Origin of the sequence: Prevotella sp. E13-27, assembly GCF_023217965.1 — a bacterium.
GTDB lineage: Bacteria > Bacteroidota > Bacteroidia > Bacteroidales > Bacteroidaceae > Prevotella.
Genome location: NZ_JALPSC010000001.1, coordinates 1,678,593 through 1,701,301 on the forward strand (window position 1 = coordinate 1,678,593; position 22,709 = coordinate 1,701,301).

Genomic DNA, 22,709 nt, shown 5'->3' on the forward strand with positions numbered 1-22,709 from the left:
ACCGTTTGTTATTGAAAAGACGCTATGAGACACATAAAGTCAATAATTCTTCTCGCGCTTCTCTTTGTCGTATCACTATCAGTTGGTGCACAGGAGCGAAGCGTGAAGCTGAATATTCAGGTGACATCTGTGGAGAATGACAATCTCTACGGACAGGTCATCACACTTATGCAGGATGACTATGGTGTGAGTTACGGCACCCTGAAACTTGACGGGCAGGGCGCTTGTTCACTGAAGGTCTATCCAGGAAACCATACCCTTACCATAGAACGCTCAGGCTTCGAGACGCTCAACCATTCTTTTACTGTGGCACAGAGCGAGACGGAGAAAAATATCGAGGTGACCCTCGTTGAAAAAACACGCAAGCCTTTTGCTCTTAAGGCAGACATACAGCACGATGTTAACACAGGCATGAACAGCTTGGCGCTGTCATGGAACACAGAAGAGCCTGCTTTCTTCGATGATTTCGAGAGCTATTCTCCTTTCGCCATTAACTTTGGCGAGTGGACGGGCATCGATGAAGACCTTGAGGCAGCCGCACCACTTGTGGGAAGCTATCCCAACCGTGGCGTTATGCAGTATGCACAGATTATAAACCCTCTGACGGTGACACCTACATGGTGGTATGATTATCCCATCCTGCGCCCCTATAGCGGACAGCAGTATGTGGGTTTTACCCGTACCAGCTCAGGCAATGCCAACGATGACTGGCTTATATCGCCTGCCATCACCGTAGGCACAGAGAACATCCTCTCGTTCTATGCTAAGGCTGCCGACCAGTATCCGGAACGATTCTTGGTATATGTCTGTGAGCTTAGCGATACGAAGAAGGGTGACAAGCAGGATGACTTCACTCGCATAGACAAGGATAACTATGAGAGCGTCGACTATAAAGGCTGGAAGCAGTGTGTCTATGATCTCTCAGAATACGCTGGTAAGGAGATAAAGTTTGCCATCCGTTACATAAGCCATTATAATCGCACTGGTTCGTTCATGCTTATGGTTGATGATGTCTATGTGGGACAGCGACAGGAAAATGCGCGTGCCATGGCTCGCATGGTGGCAAGGAAGTCTGCTCATAACCCCAACGAGCAGTTCAAGGTATACCTCGATAATGAGCTGAAGGCTACCACGCCTGACTACGAATATACTCTTACTGATGTTGCTGCTGGCGAACATACTATTGGCATACAGGCTGTCTATCTGAAAGCAACAAGTGAAATGGCAACACTGCTTGTTGATGTGCCAGCAAACATCTATGCTAAGGTTACGTTCAATGTCACTGCCGATAGTAAACTGACTGCTGAGGGACAGACTCTCTCTCTCGTTAATAAGTCAACGACGATGGCCTATGAAAAGCAGGTTAGCGATGGCAAGGTGGTCTTCGCATCACTGCCTAAGGGCGACTATGTGGTCAGCATGGCTGAGGGAGCCTTCAATGCTTATCAGAAGGAGATTACGGTCAGCGAGGACGTGGCGTTCGATATAGCCCTCACCGACCATATCATGGATCCGTATAATATCACCGCCTCACTTGGCAGCGATAGTATATATACCATGCGCTGGAACCAGAACCTCGTGTTCAGCGACAGCTTCGAGGACTATGATGACTTCGCTACAGGCAAGTTTGGCGAGTGGACATCAATTGATGTTGACCAGCGCCCTGTCTATCCGATAGGCCTTGGTGGCGTGACAACCATTGTGTCGTTCCCTGGTTCAGGCACTGCTGCTAACCCCACGCCAATAGCACCTATGGTGTTCAATCCATGGAAGACAACCCCAGCGATGTTACCTACCGACCCTGCTATAGCTGCGCCTACTGGTGATAAGACTATTGTGTTCTTCTCTTCTGAGCAGGCTGCATCTGATGACTGGCTCATCTCTCCGCTGTTGGAGATTCGCGAAGGCTACAAGCTGACTGTCAAGGCAAAGGCCTACAGCACAATGTACACAGAGTCGATGGAGTTCTGTATCTCTGACGGCAGCGTTATTCCTACAGATTTTACCGTCATAAGCTATGTTGATGATGTCAGTAGCGGACAGTGGGCACTATACACCGTTGACCTTGCTCCTTACGCAGGAAAGACAGTGCGTCTGGGCATCCATTACACGTCTATGGACGCCTTCCTTGCTCAGATAGACGATTTCACCGTTGGTCCTGAAGACGGACAGGGCGAGATAGTTGATTATGGCAACGTGGTGCGCTATGATGTAAGCCTCGACGGACAGAAGATTGGCGAGACCACTACATCAGAGTACCGCCTGCCGAAGCTCAGCGAGGGTGAACACACCATTGGCATCAAGGCTGTATATAAGTCGGGTGAGTCGAAAGAGATAACCTATCTCCTCAATGTTACCTCTGGCATTGTAAGCGTTATGCTCAACAGTACACTGCCCATGCAGGTTTTCAACCTCTCTGGCATGTATGTTGGTAACGACCTGAACAGCATGGCTCGTGGCATCTATATGGTGAAACAGGGTGATAAGATGTTTAAGATAAGAAAGTAAGATATAATGAGAAAGATGAATAATTATAGCTTTCTGAAAAGCTTGGTCTTGAGTTTAGTTCTTACAATATGCTGTTTGGGGGCAAGTGCTCAGCAGGGCATAAGCAACACCCAACGACTGCTGGGACATATAATAACAGACAGCATCACCAGCAGTGGTGGCGCTTTCGGAACGGCAGGAACATATTCTGTTGGTGCTGTGCTGACAAAGAGTCAGCTGTCATCGTTTGCTGGCTGTCGTGTGATGGGTGTGCGCCTTGCTATTGCGGGTAGTGCCTATCGCACGCGTACCTTTATATATAAAGTAGAGGAGGGTAATGTGACACCTGTTGCCGAACAGAAGCAGAAACTCTATGATGGCTGGAACAACGTGTTCTTCAATGGTGATGGCTATGAGATAAAGGGTGATGAGATACTCTTCTTTGGCTTCGACTATGTGGAGACAGATGAGATGGTGGCTGCTGACCAAGGCGGACTGTGTGGCTTTGGCGAAGACCTCGACGGTGGCTTCTACTATATGAGAACTGGTACAAAGACAACGCTCTACCAGATAACAGGCATTGGTCGTCTGTGTGTTCAGCTCATCATTGACGTAAGCTCTCTGCCACTCCATGACATTGATCTCACATGGCTCGACACTGGCTTCAAATACAAGCAGCCGGGAGAGAGTATAGAGGGCCTGGCTCATTTCGCAAGCGTGGGCCGTGAGGACGTAGGCTCTTACAAGATGGGCTACCAGATAGACAAGCAGACACCTGTCTATACTGAGTTCAATGACTCCGTGAGATATGGTAAGGTGAACGACTGGAAGTTCAACATAAACCTTCCAAACGATATTGCCGTAGGCATGCACAGAATAATTGTGTTTGTGAGCGAGGTAAACGGACAGCCGCTGCCTGAGAAGTCGAAGAACGACACGATGAAGGTGGACTTTGCTGTATATAATAATATGGTGAGCCGCGACAAGGCATACCTTGAGGTATATACCGATCAGGGTTCGTACTATGTACCCTATCTCAACGACGTGATAAAGAAGTTGCAGTCAAGCAATAATGGTCAGATTATGGCAACGGTGAATGTGCACCGTCCTGGCACGGCGCTCGCCATCGATGCTGCCGCCTACTTGCATGAACTCTATGCCTATGAACTGCCTTCGTTCACAGTTAATCGTGCCTACTTCCCAGGTGAGGACAATGTGGCATACGACATGAACTACTATCTGCCAATCCTTGATGCAGACATGAATGCCAGCATCGTTGGGGACATGATACTTCAGGACTACTACTCGCCTGCCTTTGCTTCGGTAGAACTCGATGCGTGTTTTAACGAAACGACACGAGAGATTAGTATAAACGCTAAAGGCACTCTACTGCCAGAGGCTGAGGCTATCTATGGCGAGGTGGCACTGACGCTCATGCTCACTGAGAACAATGTGAAGGGTACTCAGGTGGTTTACAACGCTTCGAGACAGACCACCTCGACAAACAAGAACTATAATCATAACAACGTCTTGCGTACCTATCTTACAAGTCCTATAGGCGATGGCCTCACAGCTGTAAACGGCAGTTTCGATGTTGACTATAAGGCTACAGTCGATGAGGCATGGAAGGTGGAAGACCTAACCATCGTGGCTCTGCTCACAAAGAAGGTTGATGCCGTTTCGGCCGACAATCTCCTTGATGTTGACGTCATCAATGCCAACAGCCTGCCTATGACTGAGAGCACAGGCATACGCAACGTTGTGAAAAACTCTGACACAGGTAATGGCGCTGTCTATAGCCTCGATGGTCGCCGTGTTGATGGAAACGTGCTGAAGTCGGGCATCTACGTAAAGAATGGAAAGAAAGTATTCGTTAGATAACACATACATTAAAATCTCACAATGAAAAACCTGTTTCTTTTAGCATTCACGATGCTGATGACACTGGTGGCTGTCGATGCTGATGCGCAGACACTCTATGGCTACACCCGTGACTATCCCTATGCAATGGTTAAGATTGACGTAACAAACACGGCTGCTGCCACACGTACTGGTTCCGTTGACGTGCTGGCTACAGCAGGTGCCTTCGTCAATGATACCTATTATGTGATAGGCATGGACGACGACTTCAACACACTCGTCTATACAGCCAATACTGAGACTGGCGCCTTGACAAAGAAGAAAAACCTTGGCGAGAGTGCCCCTCTGCCTGTTGACATGAGCTACGACTATGTTGATGAGAAGATGTACTTCGTGACAAACTCAGTAAACAGCGAAGGCATGTCGGCCCTTTGGACTATGAATCTTGAGACCTATGCAATGACAAAGGTACAGGATAACATGGGCGATGCCATCCGCGCCTTGGCAGTGAATGCTCAGGGTGAGATGTATGGTATGGCACGCAGCGGTAAGCTCTATCCAGTGAACAAGACTACAGGTAAGATAGGTACTGCCATTGGCGATACTGGTCACTCGCCCCAGCTGTTCACAGCGCTTGGCTTCGATTGCGCTACTGGTAAGCTCTACTGGTCATGTTATGCTGACTCAAAGGTGACACTCTACGAGGTGAATACCGCAGACGCTTCTGTTACCGACCTTGGCGTAATAGGTAGTGGAAAAGGACTGATTACTGTTGCTATCGGCGCTCCTTACACGCCAAGTGCTGCTACAGCACCTGCTCGTGTTGACTCGCTGAAGGTGACTGCTGCTGCCGATGGTGCCCTTGCAGCTACTATATCATGGCAGAACCCTACGCTCATGGTGAACGGCGATGCTCTGACAAGCATCACGAAGGTGGAGGTGCTGCGTGGCGAAGATACTATCGCTACACTCACTACAGCTGCTCCTGGCGCAGTGATGAGCTTCGTTGACGATAAGGTGCCTGCAAGCGGTATTCATCGCTATACTGTTCGTGCCTATAACGAGATAGGAGCTTCTGCCGATCGTTTCGTTGATGCCTATGTGGGTCATGACCTGCTGGCTGCCCCTGAACGTGTCATCTCAGCCCTCGGCGCAGTGATGGGTCTGCCTGCGCTGACCAACATCGTTGCATGGGACTCAAGCCGTCAGGGCATTCATGGCGGATGGGTGGACACTACCAAGGTGGTCTATGACGTCATTCGCGTTAACGATGGAAAGGTTATAGCTAAAGGCACTTCCAACGAGTATTGCTTCGATGAGAATCTTGCTGACACTCTGACACGCTATATTTACAAGGTTATACCAAGTAATGTTGATGGTGAAGGCGAGGGCAAGGAGAGCAACTATCTTGTGAATGGTCCTGCAGCAAAGATTCCGTTCGTTGCCGACTTTGATAAGAAAGCTGATGCCGACCTGTGGACAGTGCTTGACGTCAACGGCGATGGCTATGAGTTCATCTGGCACAGCTATACCGTTATGGATGGCAAGGGCATGTATATCTATCAGACTCATGAGTATAATTATGCTCTCGACATGATTGTTACTCCACCAATGGAGTTCCAGGAGGGTCATAAGTACCAGATTACAGTGAGCTGCTGCAACAGCTTTGCTCCTTATCCTGAGTCGTTCCGCCTCTATTCGCTGGCCGGCTATACCACACAGGGCGCTGTGCCCATTGGCGAGCCTGTGGAGAATATCAACCATCCTAACGAGTTCCGTCCTTACACCTTCGAGCTTACTGCTGAAGACGATGGGATAGGGGCTGCCGACGAGAAGTTCATCAGCTTCTTCGGTGTCTGCTGCACCTCTAACCCTTCTATGCAGATGTTCTTCGTTGACAAGGTGACGGTGGAGGATATCACTCCTTCTGCCATCAACGATGTGCGCAACTTCACAGCTAACGAGAAGAAGGTTTATACCCTCGATGGCCGCCGCGTTTCTACTTCTAACATGAAGCCAGGACTGTACATCGTCGGTGGAAAGAAAATTGTAGTGAAATAGTTAAATATATTCCATTTCCTTGGAAGTTATGAAATATTTCTCTATTTTTGCAAAAATATTTATAAAGAAACGGATTGCTGCCAGCGGTAGTTTTTAACAATAGTACCGCTGGTGGCAATGTCTGACGATTATTATAACAATTAACATAATACTAACTAAAACCGAATAAGATTATTAACTTAAAAGAAGAGAGACGATGCCTATGACTGGGTGCGCGACCGGTTTTACCACTAAGACTGGAAGACGATAGAAAGGTTCGCGGCCGTGCACATACGACTTAAAACAATAATTATTATTTCCTTGCGCTAACGAACCGGAAGGCGCAAATAATCTAAAAACAATAACCAAATGAACAAGAAAATACGTTTTTCATTGCTCACGCTGTTGGTGATGCTCTGCGGAACTGTGTTTGCAGATACTTATACTTATGAGTTTACTACAAAACAGTTCACTGCAGCAGGTACTAAGGCTTTAGGTGATGCCAATTGGACTGTTACCACAGATGGAAGCTATTGGGGTTATGATGAAACCAAAGGTCAACAGTTTGGAAGTGGCAATAATCCTGCAAAATCCTTAGTTCTTGCCACCTCAGATATTACAGGAACTATTTCTGAGATTAAAGTTACCACAAGTGGTGCTAGCTCAATTGCAGGTACACTTGATGTTACTGTTGGTGGTAGTGCTTTTGGAAATCAGTACACTTTGACATCTACTTCTACAGAGGTAACCTTCACTGGTTCTGCATCGGGTGAGATTAAACTCAACTATGCACAGACCTCTTCAAAAGCTATCTACATCAAGAAGATTGAAGTAACCTATGCTGCAGCAGCTCCCGAGCCTTCTGGCTACATTGTAGACTTCAATACTGCTATTGCGACAAGCACACACGACTTTGCCGTGGCAAGTAACTGGCGTCATATCGTAGGTTCTTACAATGATTATGGAACTCTCTACTATATGAGCTATAGTTATGGTGCCAACGATGGTGCTAACGGCGAAGGCGATGGCGCTCTCATTGCCTATCGTCAGTATGCTGGCGATAACTGGGATGGTACGACTGTACAAGATGTGTTGGTAACACCTGTTATTAATGGTAAGGTGACTTTGGATATTAAGGCTTCTACCCTCGCCAGTTCATCAAACGGTGCCTACGTTGAGGTGTATGCCATCAACGAGAATGGTACCCTTGGTAACCAGATAAAGAAGATCAGCGACGATATCGCTGGTGCCAACTCTGGCAGCAACACTGAATGGGCTACCTTCGAGCTGGCCGACCTGACCGAAGCTCAGCGCATTGGCCTGCGTTGTCAGTATGTGTATATTGATAACTTCAAGGCAGATGAGGCTACTATCGTACCCGAGCCGAAGCTTACAATTACTGCTGTAACCAAGGCCACCGATGCTAGTACTGTCTACTTCAATCAGCAGCAAGACGGAACGTTGCTCGTGCAGATGTACGCCACGCTGCAGAACAATGGCGACGTGGACTTTGTTGCCGGTACTACCGAGAACTACACGCTGTCTGTGATTCAGAAACCTTCCTATGGTGCCAGCCATGGCCCTTACGGAGCCTTTGCTATTCCTGTTGACCTTGCTAAGGGACAGACCAGCGACCCGATTCTTGTCTCTGTCTCAGTTCCCGCAGCCGATGTTTCTTCGCTTAGCACTTGGGGCAACTGGTATGTGATTGAGAATATCAACGGCACGCAGTCATCTGCTTATGTTTATGCTAGCTTCAACAAGTATGAATCGAAGTTCATCTTCCGTGAAGCCGATGCATCAAGCACAAGCAGCCTGACAACTCAGAGCTGGGGCGCTATCACCGAACAAACCGTTAAGAACTATGAGATTGCCAACACGGGTTCTGCTCCGTTGGTAATCAAGAACATGGCTTTCCCCGAGGGCTTCAATTTCGCTATTGACTATGAGAACCTTCCCGAAGGCATCACCCGTGATACCAGCACCGGCGAGGTGACCATCAATGGTGGCACTAAACTTCCAGTCGTTGTTACCGTTCCTGCTACGCCTTACGGTTCATTTAGCGGTAATTTCACGATTACCTATCGCAATGCTTTGGCTGAAGAAGACACTGAATTCAGCTGCGCTTTCTCGGTCAATGTGATCAATCCCAACACATGGACGGCCGACTTCAATAACACCTCTTCGACCATCATCTATCCTGATGGAGCTATCGTCGAGGCTGGTGTTACCAACGACTATCAGTATGTTTCCAGCAATAACTATAACAACTGGATTAAGGGTTACAACAGCAGCAGCTATGAGACGAAGAACAATAAGTTCATCACACCGAAGCTCCATGCCAATGCAGGCGATAAGCTGTCGTTCGACGTAAAGGCTGGCTACAGTTATTCTGATGATTACTTCGTGAAGGTTTACAAGTCTACCGACCGCGTGAACTGGGGTGAGCCTGTGGCAACCTATGTTTACAGCACTATTGGTAGCTCATTCACTGCTCAGAGCATTACTTTCGATGAGGCAGGCGATTACTATGTGGCCTTCGCTATCTATGGCAGTGGCTCTGGTATCGACAATATAGTTGGTCTGGAGAAGGTTGCTGTGACTCACGACCTCTATATGAAGGAGGTTAGCTGGCCCGATGCATCCGTGAAGAGCGGCACTGCCCTGAGCAAGCCCTCTTTCGATATCATTCCGCTGACCACTGAGGCTGCCGAGAACTACACTGTGAAATATGTGTGCGGCGAGACCGTTCTGGCCGAAGCCGATGCCAAGGCTCTCACCGCCAGCGCCAAGAGCACAACCAGCTTCTCATTCTCATGGACACCCACTGTTGCGGAAACAACCGCCTATGAGGGTACAAAGATTGTCATCGAGTTTACCGATGGTACTAAGTTTGAGAGTGAGACGTTCAATCTGACCGTTACCAACGAGGCCATTTTCCACTTCGTTAATAGCGTTCCCACCAGCAAGTGGTACGAGCCAACAGACCGCACCAATGCAATCTCGTTCGGCAAGACCAATACCGAGGATACACAATCATTCGTTATATTCAACTGGGGCTCGAAGGATTTGACCGTGAACAGCATCTCACTGCCCGAGGGCTTCACAACCGATGCTGAGTTCCCGATGATCGTTCCTGCCTTTAACGGCGAGAATGATGGTCTGGCTGCTTCGAGCAAGACGCTGAACATCACCTTCTCTGCTGCTACTGCAGGTACTTTCAGCGGTGATATGGTCATCACCTACGAGACCGACAAGACTTTCCAGCTTGCAATCAGCGGTACGAAGCTCGATCCTACGAAGTTCTATGCAAACTTCGGCACTGAGAGCAACCAGTGGCCTGCAGGTTCTGTTTATCAGAGTAACGTTAGCCTCAGTAATACTGGTACATACTCAGCTCCTAACTACGCCATCACTTCTTCAAGCACGGAAAATAACTTCTTTATCACACCGAAACTCTCTGCTAAGGCTGGCGATAAACTTATGTTCGATGCTAAGCTCTATAGCACTGGTGATTACTATAAGTCAGGTGCTGTGAAAGTCTATGCCGCTGCAACCCGCGAGGCGCTGTTCAATGCCGAGACCCGTACCCAGTTGCTTGCTATCGACGGTAGCGATGATACCGACGAGGTGAAGCGCATCACTACCGACTACAAAACCTTCGAGGTGACTGTGGCTGATGCAGGCGAATATTTCTTTGGCTTCGAGATTAGCGGTCGTCCATACGTTGACGAGCTCTATGGTCTGACGGCTGTCGCTGTCGAGAACGATATTAAGATTGCTTCGAGCGTTGTTCCGACTGAGGCTATGCAGAACGTGGCTGCTACGGCTACCGTCAATATTCTGAACTTCGGTGCTGCCGAGATTGCTGCCGATGCTTACACCGTTAAGGTCTATGTCGATGGCGAGATAGTTGGCAATGGCACTACCGCTGCTATTCCTGCTACACAACTGTATAGCGGCAATGGTACACAGGTATCTGCATCGTTCCGTACTCCAAAGGTTGGCACATTCCCTGTATATATTGAGGTTAAGGCTGGCGAATATAGCGTTGCTACTGAGCCTGTTGATGTTACCTTCACAGAGGAAGTAGCTGTTGCAGAAGCAATTGAGGTTGGTACAAAGTCTGGTGCAGACAAATCGCATGGTCCTGTTGACTGGTACAACAATGATGGTTCTGGTACAAACTGGACAGACATTGTTTACACTGCTAAGCAACTCGACGATTTCGGAATTAAAGCTGGTGATAAGATTACATCTATAGCATTCAAGGGCTCTGGTACTGCTAAGAGCATAAAGGCTGCTATTACCTCATGGGTTGGTGTTAAGACAGGTGATATCACACCGGGTAATGTTGATAAGGATGCTATGACAGAGGTAGTTGTTTATGATCAGACAGATGCAGCTGCAACTATTGATTTCAGTCTCTTTAATATTGATCTGTCTTCTAATCCTATTGTTTGGGATGGAACATCTGACATCCGTATTTACACTGAGGCTATTCGTCAGGGTAGTAATAACTGGCAGACTGTGACTTACGACTATGATAGCAACTATATGAATTCATACTTTAAGAGTACTACTGCAGTCGCAACTCCTCTTGGATACTTTACCCTTGCTGCTGAGCCTGCTGTATTCTCTGGTACAGTGAAGACTGACACAGGTGCAGCTGTTGAGGGTGCTACCATTACTCTTGTAAGTACCGATGGCGATAACGTACAGTACACTGGCGCAACTGATGCCGAGGGTGCTTACAGTATCAACGTCATCCAGGCAAATCGTACGTATGATGTTACCATGAAGGCTGAGGGTTACGACGATCAGGTTGTAACAATCGAATTCAATGGCGAGAGCCAGACCAAGAACTTCGTGGTTGCTAGTGGCTCATCATTCGATCCTACTACTGCTATTGCAAATGCAGACTTCGAGGGCGAATTCGCTGTTTACTCATCTCCAAATACAGATCGAGATATTCATCAGCCAGCTGGCTGGACTATCAACTACGAGAATAGTAATGAAAACGACATGACCGCCCTGAATAGTTCTTGCAAGGCATGGAACAACTTCTCTGGTCGTCCACAGCTGACAACAGGTGGTAATAATACTTATTGGGTACGTTTCCGTTGGGGTAACAACGAGAATCTGACAATGTCACAGGTTGTAACTCTTCCTGCTGGTGAGTACAGAATGACTGCTGATGCATTCTTCAATGGTGCTAATGGCGGTTCTGCAACAATCAGCGCTGCTGGCGTAAGCACAAGCGTAGCAGGAAACAGCACATGGGGTAAATATAATGTTGACTTTACCCTGACGGAAGAGACTGCTGTTACTATTGCCTTCAATGTTAAACAGACACAGACGGTTGAGAATGTAGCTGCATTCGATAATTTCAAACTGGGTTACTTGGCAGATGTTGTTAAGGTTACATTGCAGGAGGAAATTGCTAATGCTGAGAGCTTGCTTGCTGACGCTTCTAAGACTGAAGGTCGTGAAGTATTCGCTGCTGCTATTGAGACTGCTAAGGCTCTCCGCACATCTGATGACGTTGCTGCCATCAATGCTGGCATAGAGACTCTTAAGGCTGCTGAACTGGCATTCCGTGTCGCTAACCTGCCTGTACAGGAGGGTACATACTACGTTTACAATGCTTACGCTAAGAAGTTCCTGAGCCGTGGTGATAACTATGGCGTTCGTGCTGTGGCTGATGACTTTGGTCTGCCATTCAACGTAACTGTTGATATGAGCAACACCACTTATAAGCTCCAGATGTATGACAGCAAGGGATACTATGGTGATGACTATTGGATGTACTCTGACTGCTCTGGTAATCGTGTACGCAGCTACTCACTCGAAAAGGTTGACGGTGGATTCTATCTGCACAACTCAAACCGTGCAACTGCTGCTGACAACCGCATGTACGTCTATATGAAGGACGATGCTGACAAGTGGGCTATCGCAGGTAATGCTATCGTTGGTGACAACGTTGGTGACGAGGCACAGACCGTATGGCAGTTCGTAACAGCTGAACAGCGTAATGCAATCATCGCTGCTAATGCTGCTGCTCAGAAGACTGCTGCCTTCACTGCAGCTGGCATTGCTGAGGACGCAACCCTTGAGGTTGCTGACGCAACAGAGCTGACCTTCAAGACAGGTTCTGCATGGATTTACACTGCTGGCCCTAACAAGGGCGGTACTCCTGGTGTGAATGATAATGGTACAGAACTGTATCAGGCTACTGGTAACTTCGCTCAGACTGTAGAGAACCTCGAGAGTGGTCTCTATAAGGTTAGCATCCAGGCATTCTATCGCGGTGGTGGTAACGGTGATGTGGTTGCTGCATATGGACAAGGTCACGACCTCTCTACTGTAAGCCTCTATGCTAATGGTACTGTGATTCGTGTAAATAGTTGGGCTGCTGACCGTGCTGCTGATAATAATCCTAACAGCATGGGTGATGCTGCTGCTCTGTTCGCAGAAGGTAAGTATCTTGCTGAGGGCTATGCATTCGTTGGTGAGGACAAGACTCTCAGCCTGAAGGTCTTTGTTCCAAGCTATATCGGTGCTGGCTGGTTCATCGCAAGCAACGTTAAGTATGCTAAGGTTGACGAGGCTGTTCTCGCTGGTGACGCTAACCTTAATGGTGAGGTAACCGCAAGTGATGCTATACTTGCTGTAAGCTTCGCTCTTGAGACTGAGACACCTTCTCCAAAGGCATTCAAGGCTGCCGACGTGAACGCTTCTGGCAATATCACCGTCAGCGACGCTGTGGGCATCGTGAACATAGCTCTTAATGAGGTTACTTCAGAGCCATCTGCTCGTGGCGATGTTGCTGAGAACAATGCTCTTGCACTCAACGGCAATGTACTTGCTCTTGCTAACACTACTGAGTTCGTTGCATTCCAGATGGACGTTACTGTTGCTGAGGGCACTCAGTTCCGTGGCGTTGAGCTTGCAAGCCGCGCTGCAGGCCTGAATGTTTCATACAACCGAGTTGCTGATAATACCTACCGCGTTGTAGCATTCTCTGTAAACAAGAATGCTATCGAGGCAGGTGAGGGTGCTATCTGCACATTCGACATCGTTGGCAACAAGAACGTACAGGTAACTAACATCGAGTTCGCCGATGCTGCTGCTCGCGCTTATGCTCTTGTGCTTGGCGAGACAACACACATCAATGGCATCGCAGCTGGTGCTGCCGGCGCTGAGTACTACAGCGTTGGTGGTGTGAAGAGCGACAAGGCTCAGAAGGGCATGAACGTCGTTCGCACTGCTGATGGCAAGGTGAAGAAAGTGCTTGTTAAGTAAGTAATAACTAAAAACAATAATCACAATGAACAAGAACATGATTTCCAGATGGTTCTCCATGTACGTGCTCATGATGATGTTCGGTATAATGGGAGCGACTGCACAGTCGCTCTCCATTGCCGACTTCGCCATCCGTGCAGGTGAGTCAAAGACCATCACAATGAATCTTGCCCAGGGCGGACAGACCGTCTATGGCGTTCAGACCGATCTTACCCTTCCTGAGGGACTGACCATTGAAGGTGAGCCTGCTATCGTTGAAGGTGCCATTACAAATGGTACTCTCAGCAAGAACCTGCTCACATCTGGCGCTCTGCGTCTCATCCTCATGTCTTATCAGGGCGACGCTTTCGCTGCTGAGGCTACCGGCATTATCACAATGACCGTTAAGGCTGCCGACACATTCGCTGGCGGTAACATCACTCTCACCAACAACCGCATCACCACAAGTGCTGCCGGTGCAGAGACCACTGCTGATAATGCTACGACAAACGTAACACTCAACACAACTCCTGAAACGGTTTATCCAGCTGCTGCGGGCGGTATCTCTTGGAACAAGGTGGCTGCTGCCGATATGGCTACTGGTGATGTTGTGGTAATTGCTGATGCAACAACACAGAAAGCCATGAGCAATAATGGCGGAGCTTCTAATGCTCCTTCTGCTGCAGCCGTTACAATTGCAGATGACAAACTTACGGATGAAATCGCTGCAACATTGCAGTGGACTGTAACTAAGACTGATGACGGTTATCAGTTTGGTGTAGGTGATGCATATCTCTATACAACTGATACAAATAATGGCGTTCGCGTAGGCTCTAATTCCAATAATGTTTTCACTATAGAAAGCGGCTATTTAAAGAACTCTGCAACATCACGTTACCTTGGTGTATATAATAGTCAGGATTGGCGTTGCTATACTTCGATTAACAACAATATCAAGAATACTGTAACAACCTTCTTTAAGAAGATAGAGGAGATACCTGACGTTGCTGCTCCGACATTTGCTCCTGCTGCAACAATGACATTCTTCGGCTCGCAGACAGTGACTCTGACTGCTGAAGAGGGTGCCGACATCTACTATGTAACAGACGATAGCGAGCTTTCTTCTGACTGCGCTAAGTATGTGGAGCCTATCACAATCAATGCTACCACCACTATCCGTGCATTCGCTGTTAAGGAGGGTAAGGCTAGCCCTGAGGCTAAGGCAACCTATACATTCGGTCCTACTGTTGCCAACATTGCAGCGTTCAAGGAAACTACCACTACTGCTCAGCTGACACTCGTTGACGCTGTTGTTACTCATGCTTATAGTAGCGACAAAGGTGATTATGTCTTCGTAGAGGATGCAACAGGCGCTATATGCTTCAGCAAGACAGGTCTTGCTCTCGCAAAGGGGAACAAGCTAAATGGTACTATCATTGGTAAGCTTACATCTTACAATGGACTGCCACAGTTTGCTGCTGTAGAGGACCAGACATCTCTTGATGCCGTTCAAGTTACAGAAGATGGTACCATCGCTCCTGCAGTTGTTACAATAGAGGAGGCTTCAAACGCAGCTTATGCTGCTCGTATGATTAAGATTCTTGGTGGTACAATCACTAAGTCTGGTGACAATTGGTACATCACCGTTGGTGAACAGTCACTGCAAATCTACAAGAACACCAACTATGGTGCTGATTATGAGCTCCCTGCTGAGGGTACAGCGATGAAGAGCATCACAGGTCTGTTAGTTCCTTATAAAGGTGCGTATGAGATTTGCCCATTGTCACAGGCTGACATTGTGGAGAAGCCAATCATTGAGTTCCAGTATGCTAAGTACATCATCAAGAACACTGCTTCTGGTAAATATCTCAGCGCTGGCAACTCATGGGGTACACAGGCTTCACTTGTTGCTCATCCAGAGTATGTGAAGCTCTCTCCAAACGAGGATGACGGCACATATAAGATTGAGTCACAGGTAAAGAACGGTGATGGTAACTACTGGCTTAATGTCGATGGCTTTATGGACGGAAAGCCTGCTGATGCTGTAGTGCTGAACGTAACAAAGGTTTCTGATGGTGTTTACACAATCTCTGACGGCACAAATTACTATGGATGGGACGGCACATCTACAGTGCTCGCTCGTAATCTTGCTGCTGACAGCGAGAACGCTCTCTGGACCATCCAGACCCTTGATGACGCAAAGGCTGCTTTGGCAAATGCAACAGCTGACGCTCCTATGGATGCCACTGTACTTATTGAGGACCACGACTTCGGACGTGGCAACCGCTATCAGGATAGATGGACCATGGCTGCAAGTAATCAGAATCTCTCTGGTGGTGAGGATAACAACGGCAGTGTAGGTAACAACTGCGCAGAGTCTTATCACTCTGACTTCACTCTGAGCCAGACACTCGCAGGTGCTCCTAAGGGTATCTATGCCTTGACTGCTCAGGGCTTCTATCGTCAGGATGGAACAGACAATGAACATCTGCCAGTATTCTATGCAAACAATGAGACTCAGACATTCCCATTGCGCACTGGTACTGAGAACAGTATGTCAGATGCAGGTAAGTCATTCAAGACCGGTCTCTACACCATTGATCCAATCTATGTAGAGGTTGAAGAAGGTGGCTCACTGACCATCGGCGCTAAGCTCGAGGGTAATACAAGCCTGTGGTGTATCTTCGATAATTTCGTTCTTACATATTACGGCGCAGAGGCTTCTATGGACGAGGTTAAGAACGCTGCTATTCTGGCTGAGATGAACGCACTCCGCTTACAGCTTACAGCGATTAAGGAAGATGTTGAGATTCAGAGCGTTCTCGATCTCATTAATAATGCACTCACTTCTACCGAGGGCGCTACAGGCACAGAGAGCATCAATGCTGCAATCGTAACTCTGAAGGCTGCTCTTGAGACCGCACAGGCTTATGTGAAGGCTAAGAACACTTTGCCTAAGATGAAGCAACTCACTGAGGAGACCAACTTCTACACCGCTGAGGCTCTGCAGAGCTACTACACACAGTGGAACGAGAAATATCAGGCTGGTACTCTCACAAAGGATGAGGCTAACGCACTGCAGGATCCTTTCCTGGGAACTGGATGGCATTCTGACATTAGTTATGACGATTTGCTGCTCTCTGTTTGGAGCATCGGTGGTGAGAAGGCAAATAACTACGACAAGGCTCTCTACATCAATACATGGTCAACAGAGGGTGAGATAGATGGCTCTGAGTTCAAGGTTCCATTCTTCGAGTATTGGACTGGCGACGGCGAATCACTTGGTGCTAATACGCTTACTGGCGAGTTGACTGGTCTGGAGAAAGGCAACTATCAAGTTAAGGCATGGGCACGCGTACGCATGAAGAACGGTGCTGAAGCTCCTGCTACTGGCATCACAATGGATGTCAACGGTGAGAGTAATACTGCTGCCGACGTATGTGCTGGCACACAGGTTGGTGAGAGCCAGTTCTACATTGGTGAATTCACTGCAACGGGCGATGTCTTCGAGGAAGGCATATTGAAGCTGAACTTCAACATTGCTGCTGAAAACAACATCAGCTGGCTGTCATTCAAGAACGTAGTATATACACGCCTTGGTGAGACTGTAGGCATTGCTGGCGTGAAGAGCGAAAATAAGCTCGACGGCACTATCTACAACCTCAATGGTCAGAAAGTGGAGAAGGCTCAGAAGGGTCTCTACATCATCAATGGCAAAAAGGTGGTGGTTAAATAACCTCCCCCTGCCCCTCCGAAGGAGGGGTGTTGAATTAGTTGGTTTAATTCGACTTTATACAATAAGAAGGCATCCCGAAGTGGGGTGCCTTCTTATGTTATTTGTTTGCTAGTAAAGTTTAACTTCTCTCGGAGTAAAGTTAAACTTCTCTCGGAGTAAAGTTAAACTTCTCTCGAAGCAAAGTTTAACTTCTCTTATAGCGTTTTAGAAAGACGGTTTTTATTTAGGTGCGAGGGCTTGCCAGAGTGGGTCGTCGGGTAGGGGAGCTTCCACAATGATGGTTTCTTTCGAGACGGGATGGACGAACTCTATACGGTGAGACTGTAGGGAGATGCTGCCGTCGGGATTCGAGCGACGGGCACCGTATTTCAAGTCGCCCTTGATGGCGCGCCCGATGGCTGACAGCTGACAGCGGATCTGGTGATGACGGCCTGTCATAAGCTCCACCTCCACAAGGTCGTAGTTGTCGCCATTGCCAATGACACGATATCGCAGCTGCGCCTTCTTGGAACGCGGCACCTCATGATCGTAGGCATACGACTTGTTCTGCTGCTCGTTGCGCGTGAGCCAGTGGGTGAGTAGTGTACTCTCACCTCTTACCTCTAACCTCTCACCTCTAGCCTCAACTATCGCCCAGTAGGTTTTGTGAACCTGTCCCTCGGCAAACATCTTGTTCAGTCGGGTGAGAGCTTTTGAGGTACGTGCAAAGACAACCAGTCCGCTGACAGGACGGTCCAAACGGTGAACGACACCAAGAAACACCTCGCCAGGCTTGTTGTATTTCTCTTTTATATACTGTTTCACCGTTTCAGAGAGAGGAGTGTCGCCGGTCTTGTCACCCTGCACTATTTCACCGCTCCGTTTGTTGACAATGATGATATGATTGTCCTCGTAAACAACTTCCATGGTTAAAAAAGACTTATTTTGCTGCAAAATTACTGATAATCGGACAACTATCAAAAAAAATCAATAACTTTGCGCCGTGAAAATGTACTAAACGAAACAATTTATTATTAATTGAGAAAAGCGTATGAAGAAATTGTTGTTTTTCCTTACAGCCCTTGTCGTGCTCGGCTCGTGCAGTAAGTACAAGTACGATGAGGTGAAAGACGATATGTCGAAGACCCGCATCTACACTCTTAAGAACGGACTTAAGGTCTATCTTAGTGTTAACCCTGGTGAGCCGCGCATACAGACCTATATCGCTGTGCGTACAGGCTCGAAGAACGACCCTGCTGAGACAACAGGCTTGGCTCACTATCTTGAGCACCTCATGTTCAAGGGAACAAGCAAGTTCGGCGTTACTGATCCTGAGAAGGAGGCTCCGCTGCTTGAGGACATTGAAAACCGTTACGAGGCTTATCGTAAGATGACCGACCCCGAGGTACGCCGTAAGGCTTACCATGAGATCGACTCTGTAAGTCAGCTCGCTGCCCAGTATTTCATTCCTAACGAGTACGACAAACTCATGTCTGCCATCGGTGCCGAGGGTACCAATGCCTATACCTCTTACGACGTAACCTGCTATACCGAGGACATCCCTTCAAACGAGGTGGAGAACTGGGCAAAGATTCAGAGCGACCGTTTCCAGAATATGACCATCCGTGGATTCCATACAGAGCTGGAGGCCGTCTATGAGGAATATAACATTCATCTTAGCGATGATCAGGACAAGACCATCAATGCCCTCTTTGCTAAGTTGTTCCCCAATCATCCTTACGGCACGCAGACTGTCATTGGTACTCAGGACCATCTGAAGAATCCTTCTATTAAGAACATCAAAGAGTACTTTGAAAAGTGGTATGTTCCGAATAATGTGGCTATCTGTATGGCTGGCGACTTTGATCCCGATGAGGTTATTGCTACCATAGATAAGTATTTCGGCAAGTGGCAGCGTGGCAACGATGCTGTTCAGCCAGAGTTCGGAGAACAACCAGCCATTACCGCTCCTGTTGATACAACAGTTGTTGGTCAGGAGGCCGAGGCACTGTGGATGGGTTATCGCTTTGATGGCGCTTCATCGCTACAGCTCGACACTCTGAACATCATTGAGTCAATGCTGAGCAATGGTACGGCAGGTCTCATTGACCTCGACATCAACCAACAGATGAAGCTTCTCTATGCTTATGGCGGCATCTATTCTCTGGCCGACCAGTCAGTGTTCCTCATCTTGGGCGCTCCTCTTCAGGGACAGACTCTCGACGATGTCCGTGCCATCCTTCTCGAAGAGATTGAGAAGCTGAAGCGCGGTGAGTTCAGCGATGACCTTCTGCCTTCTGTGAAGAACAATATAAAACTGAATTATTATAACTCTCTGGAGAGCAACCAGCAGCGTGCGTCAATGTTTGTTGATGCCTTCATCAACGGCACGCCATGGGAGCAGAAGGTGAAGTCTATCAGCCGCATAGAAAGCATCACCAAGGAACAGATTGTTGACTTCGCTAAGCGTCACTTCACAGACAACTATGTAACAGTGTATAAGCGCCAGGGCGTTGACGAGACACAGAAGAAGATTGACAAGCCGGAGATTACTCCTATACCCACAAACCGCGAACTTGTGTCTGACTTTGTGAAGGAGATACAGAATTCTAAGGTTAAGCCCATAAAGCCACGCTTCGTTGACTTCAAGAAAGACCTTACATTCGGTGATGTGAAGGCAAAAGGTGATGATGGAGCAACTCTGCCATACGTCTATGTGAAGAACAAGGAGAACGGTCGTTTCTCACTGTCATTTAAGTATGACTTTGGCGAGGAGAGCGATGTGCGCTACAACTATGCAGCTGAGTATCTTGACTATCTCGGCACCGACTCGCTGTCACCTGCTGAGCTGAAGCAGCTGTTCTATAAGCTCGCATGTTCTTACAGCATATCTGTGGGTCCGCGTAGCATTTATGTAAATCTTGGCGGACTTAGCGAGAGCATGCCCGAGGCTCTTAAACAGTTGGAGAACCTCCTTCTCTGCGCACGTGTTGACACTGCTGCCTATCTGCAGTATGTGCAGGTTGTTGATAAGGCTCGCAGTGACGCGAAGCTCGACCAGCAGACAAACTACTCTAACCTCTGTTCTTACGGCATTTATGGTCCTTATAACCGCAACCGTAACATTCTGACTACACAGCAGCTTGTAGAGACCAATCCTAACGATCTGCTCGACCTTCTGCGCGAACTCGGCAACCATAAGAGCACGGTGTTGTACTATGGTCCTATGAAGGCAGGCAAGATGGCTTCTGTAGTGGCTGAGAACCATGCCATCCCTTCAAAATTCACTGCCGATCCAGAGGCTCGTCACTATGTAGCCCAGCCTACACCTGAGAACGAGGTGCTCATCGCTCCTTACGACGCAAAGAACATCTACATGCGCATGTATCACAACGAGCAGCACGAGTGGAACCCCGAGCAGGCTGCAGTACAGGCACTGTTCAACGAGTACTATGGCGGTTCAATGGGTAGCGTGGTGTTCCAGGAGCTTCGTGAGGCTCGTGGCCTGGCTTATAATGCGTATGCAGCTTACATGATGCCAAGCTATAAGGATGAGAAGGAGTTCTTCTTTACTCATATCATCACTCAGAACGACAAGATGATTGACTGCGTAAGTCAGTTCAATAACATCCTCGACACTATTCCTCAGAGCGAGTCCTCGTTCCAGATTGCGAAGGATGCCCTGACAAAGCGTCTTGCCAGCCAGCGTGCTACGAAGTTTGGTCTCATCAATACATGGCTATACTCTCAGCAGCTTGGCATAGACTACGACCTCAACGAGAAGATATACAAAGCTCTGCCCAGCATCAAACTTGATGATATCGTGAAATTTGAGCAGGAGAATATGGCGCACAAGACCTATCGCTACATTATCCTTGGTGACGAGAAGGAACTCGATATGAAAGCCATCGAGGCTTACGGTCCTGTGAAACGCCTCACCACAGAGGAAATCTTCGGATACTGATGATCACTCAATGGTGAATGTCCCGTTGTCATCGAGATTGACACGAGCCGACAGCGTGGGCGTGTCATCGTAGGTAAGTACAAGTCCCGTGACGAACTTCACTCCAGGAGTGAACTTCACCACGGGGCTTTTTCCGTCTATGTCATATGTTAGTTGCTCACCAATCCACAGCGCGTCATCATCGAAGCCGCCCATGTCGCTAACGGTGTTCGTCATCGTGTCTGTAGGCACATGGTTCGTGTAGAGCACTATCTGTTCGCCGCTGATAGAGTAGGAGAGACGCTTTATTAGTTCCTGCTGCATGTCGTATGGCGCTATTGAGGTAACAACTGTAGCATTGCTCTTGTCATCAAAACGAAGTTTGTACAGACGGTCTGTCTGAACACCTGTGCCCTCAGCATCGCCGCCAACGAACCACAGCACACCATCCTCCGCATCGTAGCGAGCCTGTGGCATACGTCCGTGACGGATATTGGGGAACATCGTCTTTACACCATTTCGGCAAACTATTATTCCGTAGCCCTCTGCTGATACATCGTTGCCGCAGGTAATGAGACTCAGCACGCGAATACCGTTCTCAGCATCATTCAGCGTTGTCTCGCAGAGCGTAGAATCTACATCGCCCTGCATGATGGCTTTGACTGCCTCAGGGGCTTCACCTGCCACATCCGTGCTGTCTATCGTTCCACACACGGCTTTCTCTGTCACTTTGTTCTCTGAACATGAAGTAATTGTCATGCCGCAAATCATCAGGATGGCGGCATACATCCATTGTCTCATACCTTTCATAGCAATCTGTAATAAACAAAGAGGAAATTTTATAATTAACCACAACGGATTTCACGGATTAAACGGATTATCTAAGGTGTTGACATTCTATAGAGTTTGAATCCGTTAAATCCGTGAAATCCGTTCTTTCAGCGTAACTTTTGTGGAGCTGGAGGGAGTCGAACCCTCGTCCGCACAAGGAAACCATACGCTTTCTACACGCTTATCTTGGACTTCATTTTCGTGCTGTGACAAGACCCAAGCCACCAATCGCAGCCTTATCCTCTAAATTTTCATCGCGACATCGAGGCCTACCGTGACTATTTCCGATTTATTCTGCGCCGCTTGATCTTCGGATTCGGAACCACATCCTTGGAGCGACGTCTCGTTCACCTACCTTGTAAGCGAATTAAGCTCATAATCTACTGTGCTTCGATTAAGCAGCGAGAGCATACTCATTGTTGCCAATTAATTTTCCTACAGAAGAGATTTAGGAGCCTCCCATAGCCCAGCTCCGCGTGCTTACGTACCATCTCGGCTTGCCGTCAAATCCAGTCAACCCCAGTGTTACGTGTCGTTTCGTGATGCAAA

8 protein-coding genes and 1 other RNA gene are annotated in these 22,709 nt (G+C 48.0%); 6 read left to right on the forward strand and 3 right to left on the reverse strand.

Features of this window, described 5'->3' with window-relative positions; genetic code table 11:
- Window positions 1-24: 24 nt before the first annotated feature.
- The 5 genes from M1L52_RS06785 to M1L52_RS06805 all read left to right on the forward strand — a co-directional run bounded on the left by M1L52_RS06785 (window position 25) and on the right by M1L52_RS06805 (window position 17,407).
- Window positions 25-2,508: a choice-of-anchor J domain-containing protein gene (locus M1L52_RS06785; RefSeq protein ID WP_248614176.1), complete on the forward strand. Its 2,484-nt coding sequence runs from the start codon at window positions 25-27 to the stop codon at window positions 2,506-2,508.
- A 75-nt stretch (window positions 2,509-2,583) separates the two neighbouring features.
- Entirely contained in the window at window positions 2,584-4,368 is a 1,785-nt protein-coding gene (locus M1L52_RS06790; RefSeq protein WP_248614177.1) for an Omp28-related outer membrane protein, read from the forward strand.
- 21 nt (window positions 4,369-4,389) lie between these two features.
- Window positions 4,390-6,408: a hypothetical protein gene (locus tag M1L52_RS06795; protein WP_248614178.1), complete on the forward strand. Its 2,019-nt coding sequence runs from the start codon at window positions 4,390-4,392 to the stop codon at window positions 6,406-6,408.
- Between the two features lie 348 nt (window positions 6,409-6,756).
- On the forward strand, window positions 6,757-13,692 hold the full coding sequence (locus tag M1L52_RS06800; protein ID WP_248614179.1) for a carboxypeptidase regulatory-like domain-containing protein: 6,936 nt from the start codon (window positions 6,757-6,759) through the stop codon (window positions 13,690-13,692).
- A 25-nt stretch (window positions 13,693-13,717) separates the two neighbouring features.
- Complete coding sequence (locus tag M1L52_RS06805) at window positions 13,718-17,407, forward strand: chitobiase/beta-hexosaminidase C-terminal domain-containing protein (RefSeq protein ID WP_248614180.1); 3,690 nt, start codon at window positions 13,718-13,720, stop codon at window positions 17,405-17,407.
- Window positions 17,408-17,626: 219 nt separating this feature from the next.
- On the opposite strand, the gene M1L52_RS06810 is transcribed toward M1L52_RS06805, so the two are convergent.
- Window positions 17,627-18,313, reverse strand: coding sequence for an RluA family pseudouridine synthase (locus tag M1L52_RS06810; protein ID WP_248614181.1), 687 nt, complete (start codon window positions 18,311-18,313; stop codon window positions 17,627-17,629).
- 124 nt (window positions 18,314-18,437) lie between these two features.
- Between M1L52_RS06810 and M1L52_RS06815 the strand changes: the two genes are divergently transcribed.
- Window positions 18,438-21,350 carry a M16 family metallopeptidase gene (locus M1L52_RS06815; protein ID WP_248614182.1) on the forward strand — a complete coding sequence of 971 codons (2,913 nt, stop codon included), beginning with the start codon at window positions 18,438-18,440 and terminating at the stop codon, window positions 21,348-21,350.
- Window positions 21,351-21,353: 3 nt separating this feature from the next.
- On the opposite strand, the gene M1L52_RS06820 is transcribed toward M1L52_RS06815, so the two are convergent.
- Window positions 21,354-22,130 carry a hypothetical protein gene (locus M1L52_RS06820; protein WP_248614183.1) on the reverse strand — a complete coding sequence of 259 codons (777 nt, stop codon included), beginning with the start codon at window positions 22,128-22,130 and terminating at the stop codon, window positions 21,354-21,356.
- A gap of 149 nt (window positions 22,131-22,279) precedes the next feature.
- Window positions 22,280-22,681: a transfer-messenger RNA gene (gene ssrA, locus M1L52_RS06825) on the reverse strand.
- Window positions 22,682-22,709 lie beyond the last annotated feature (28 nt).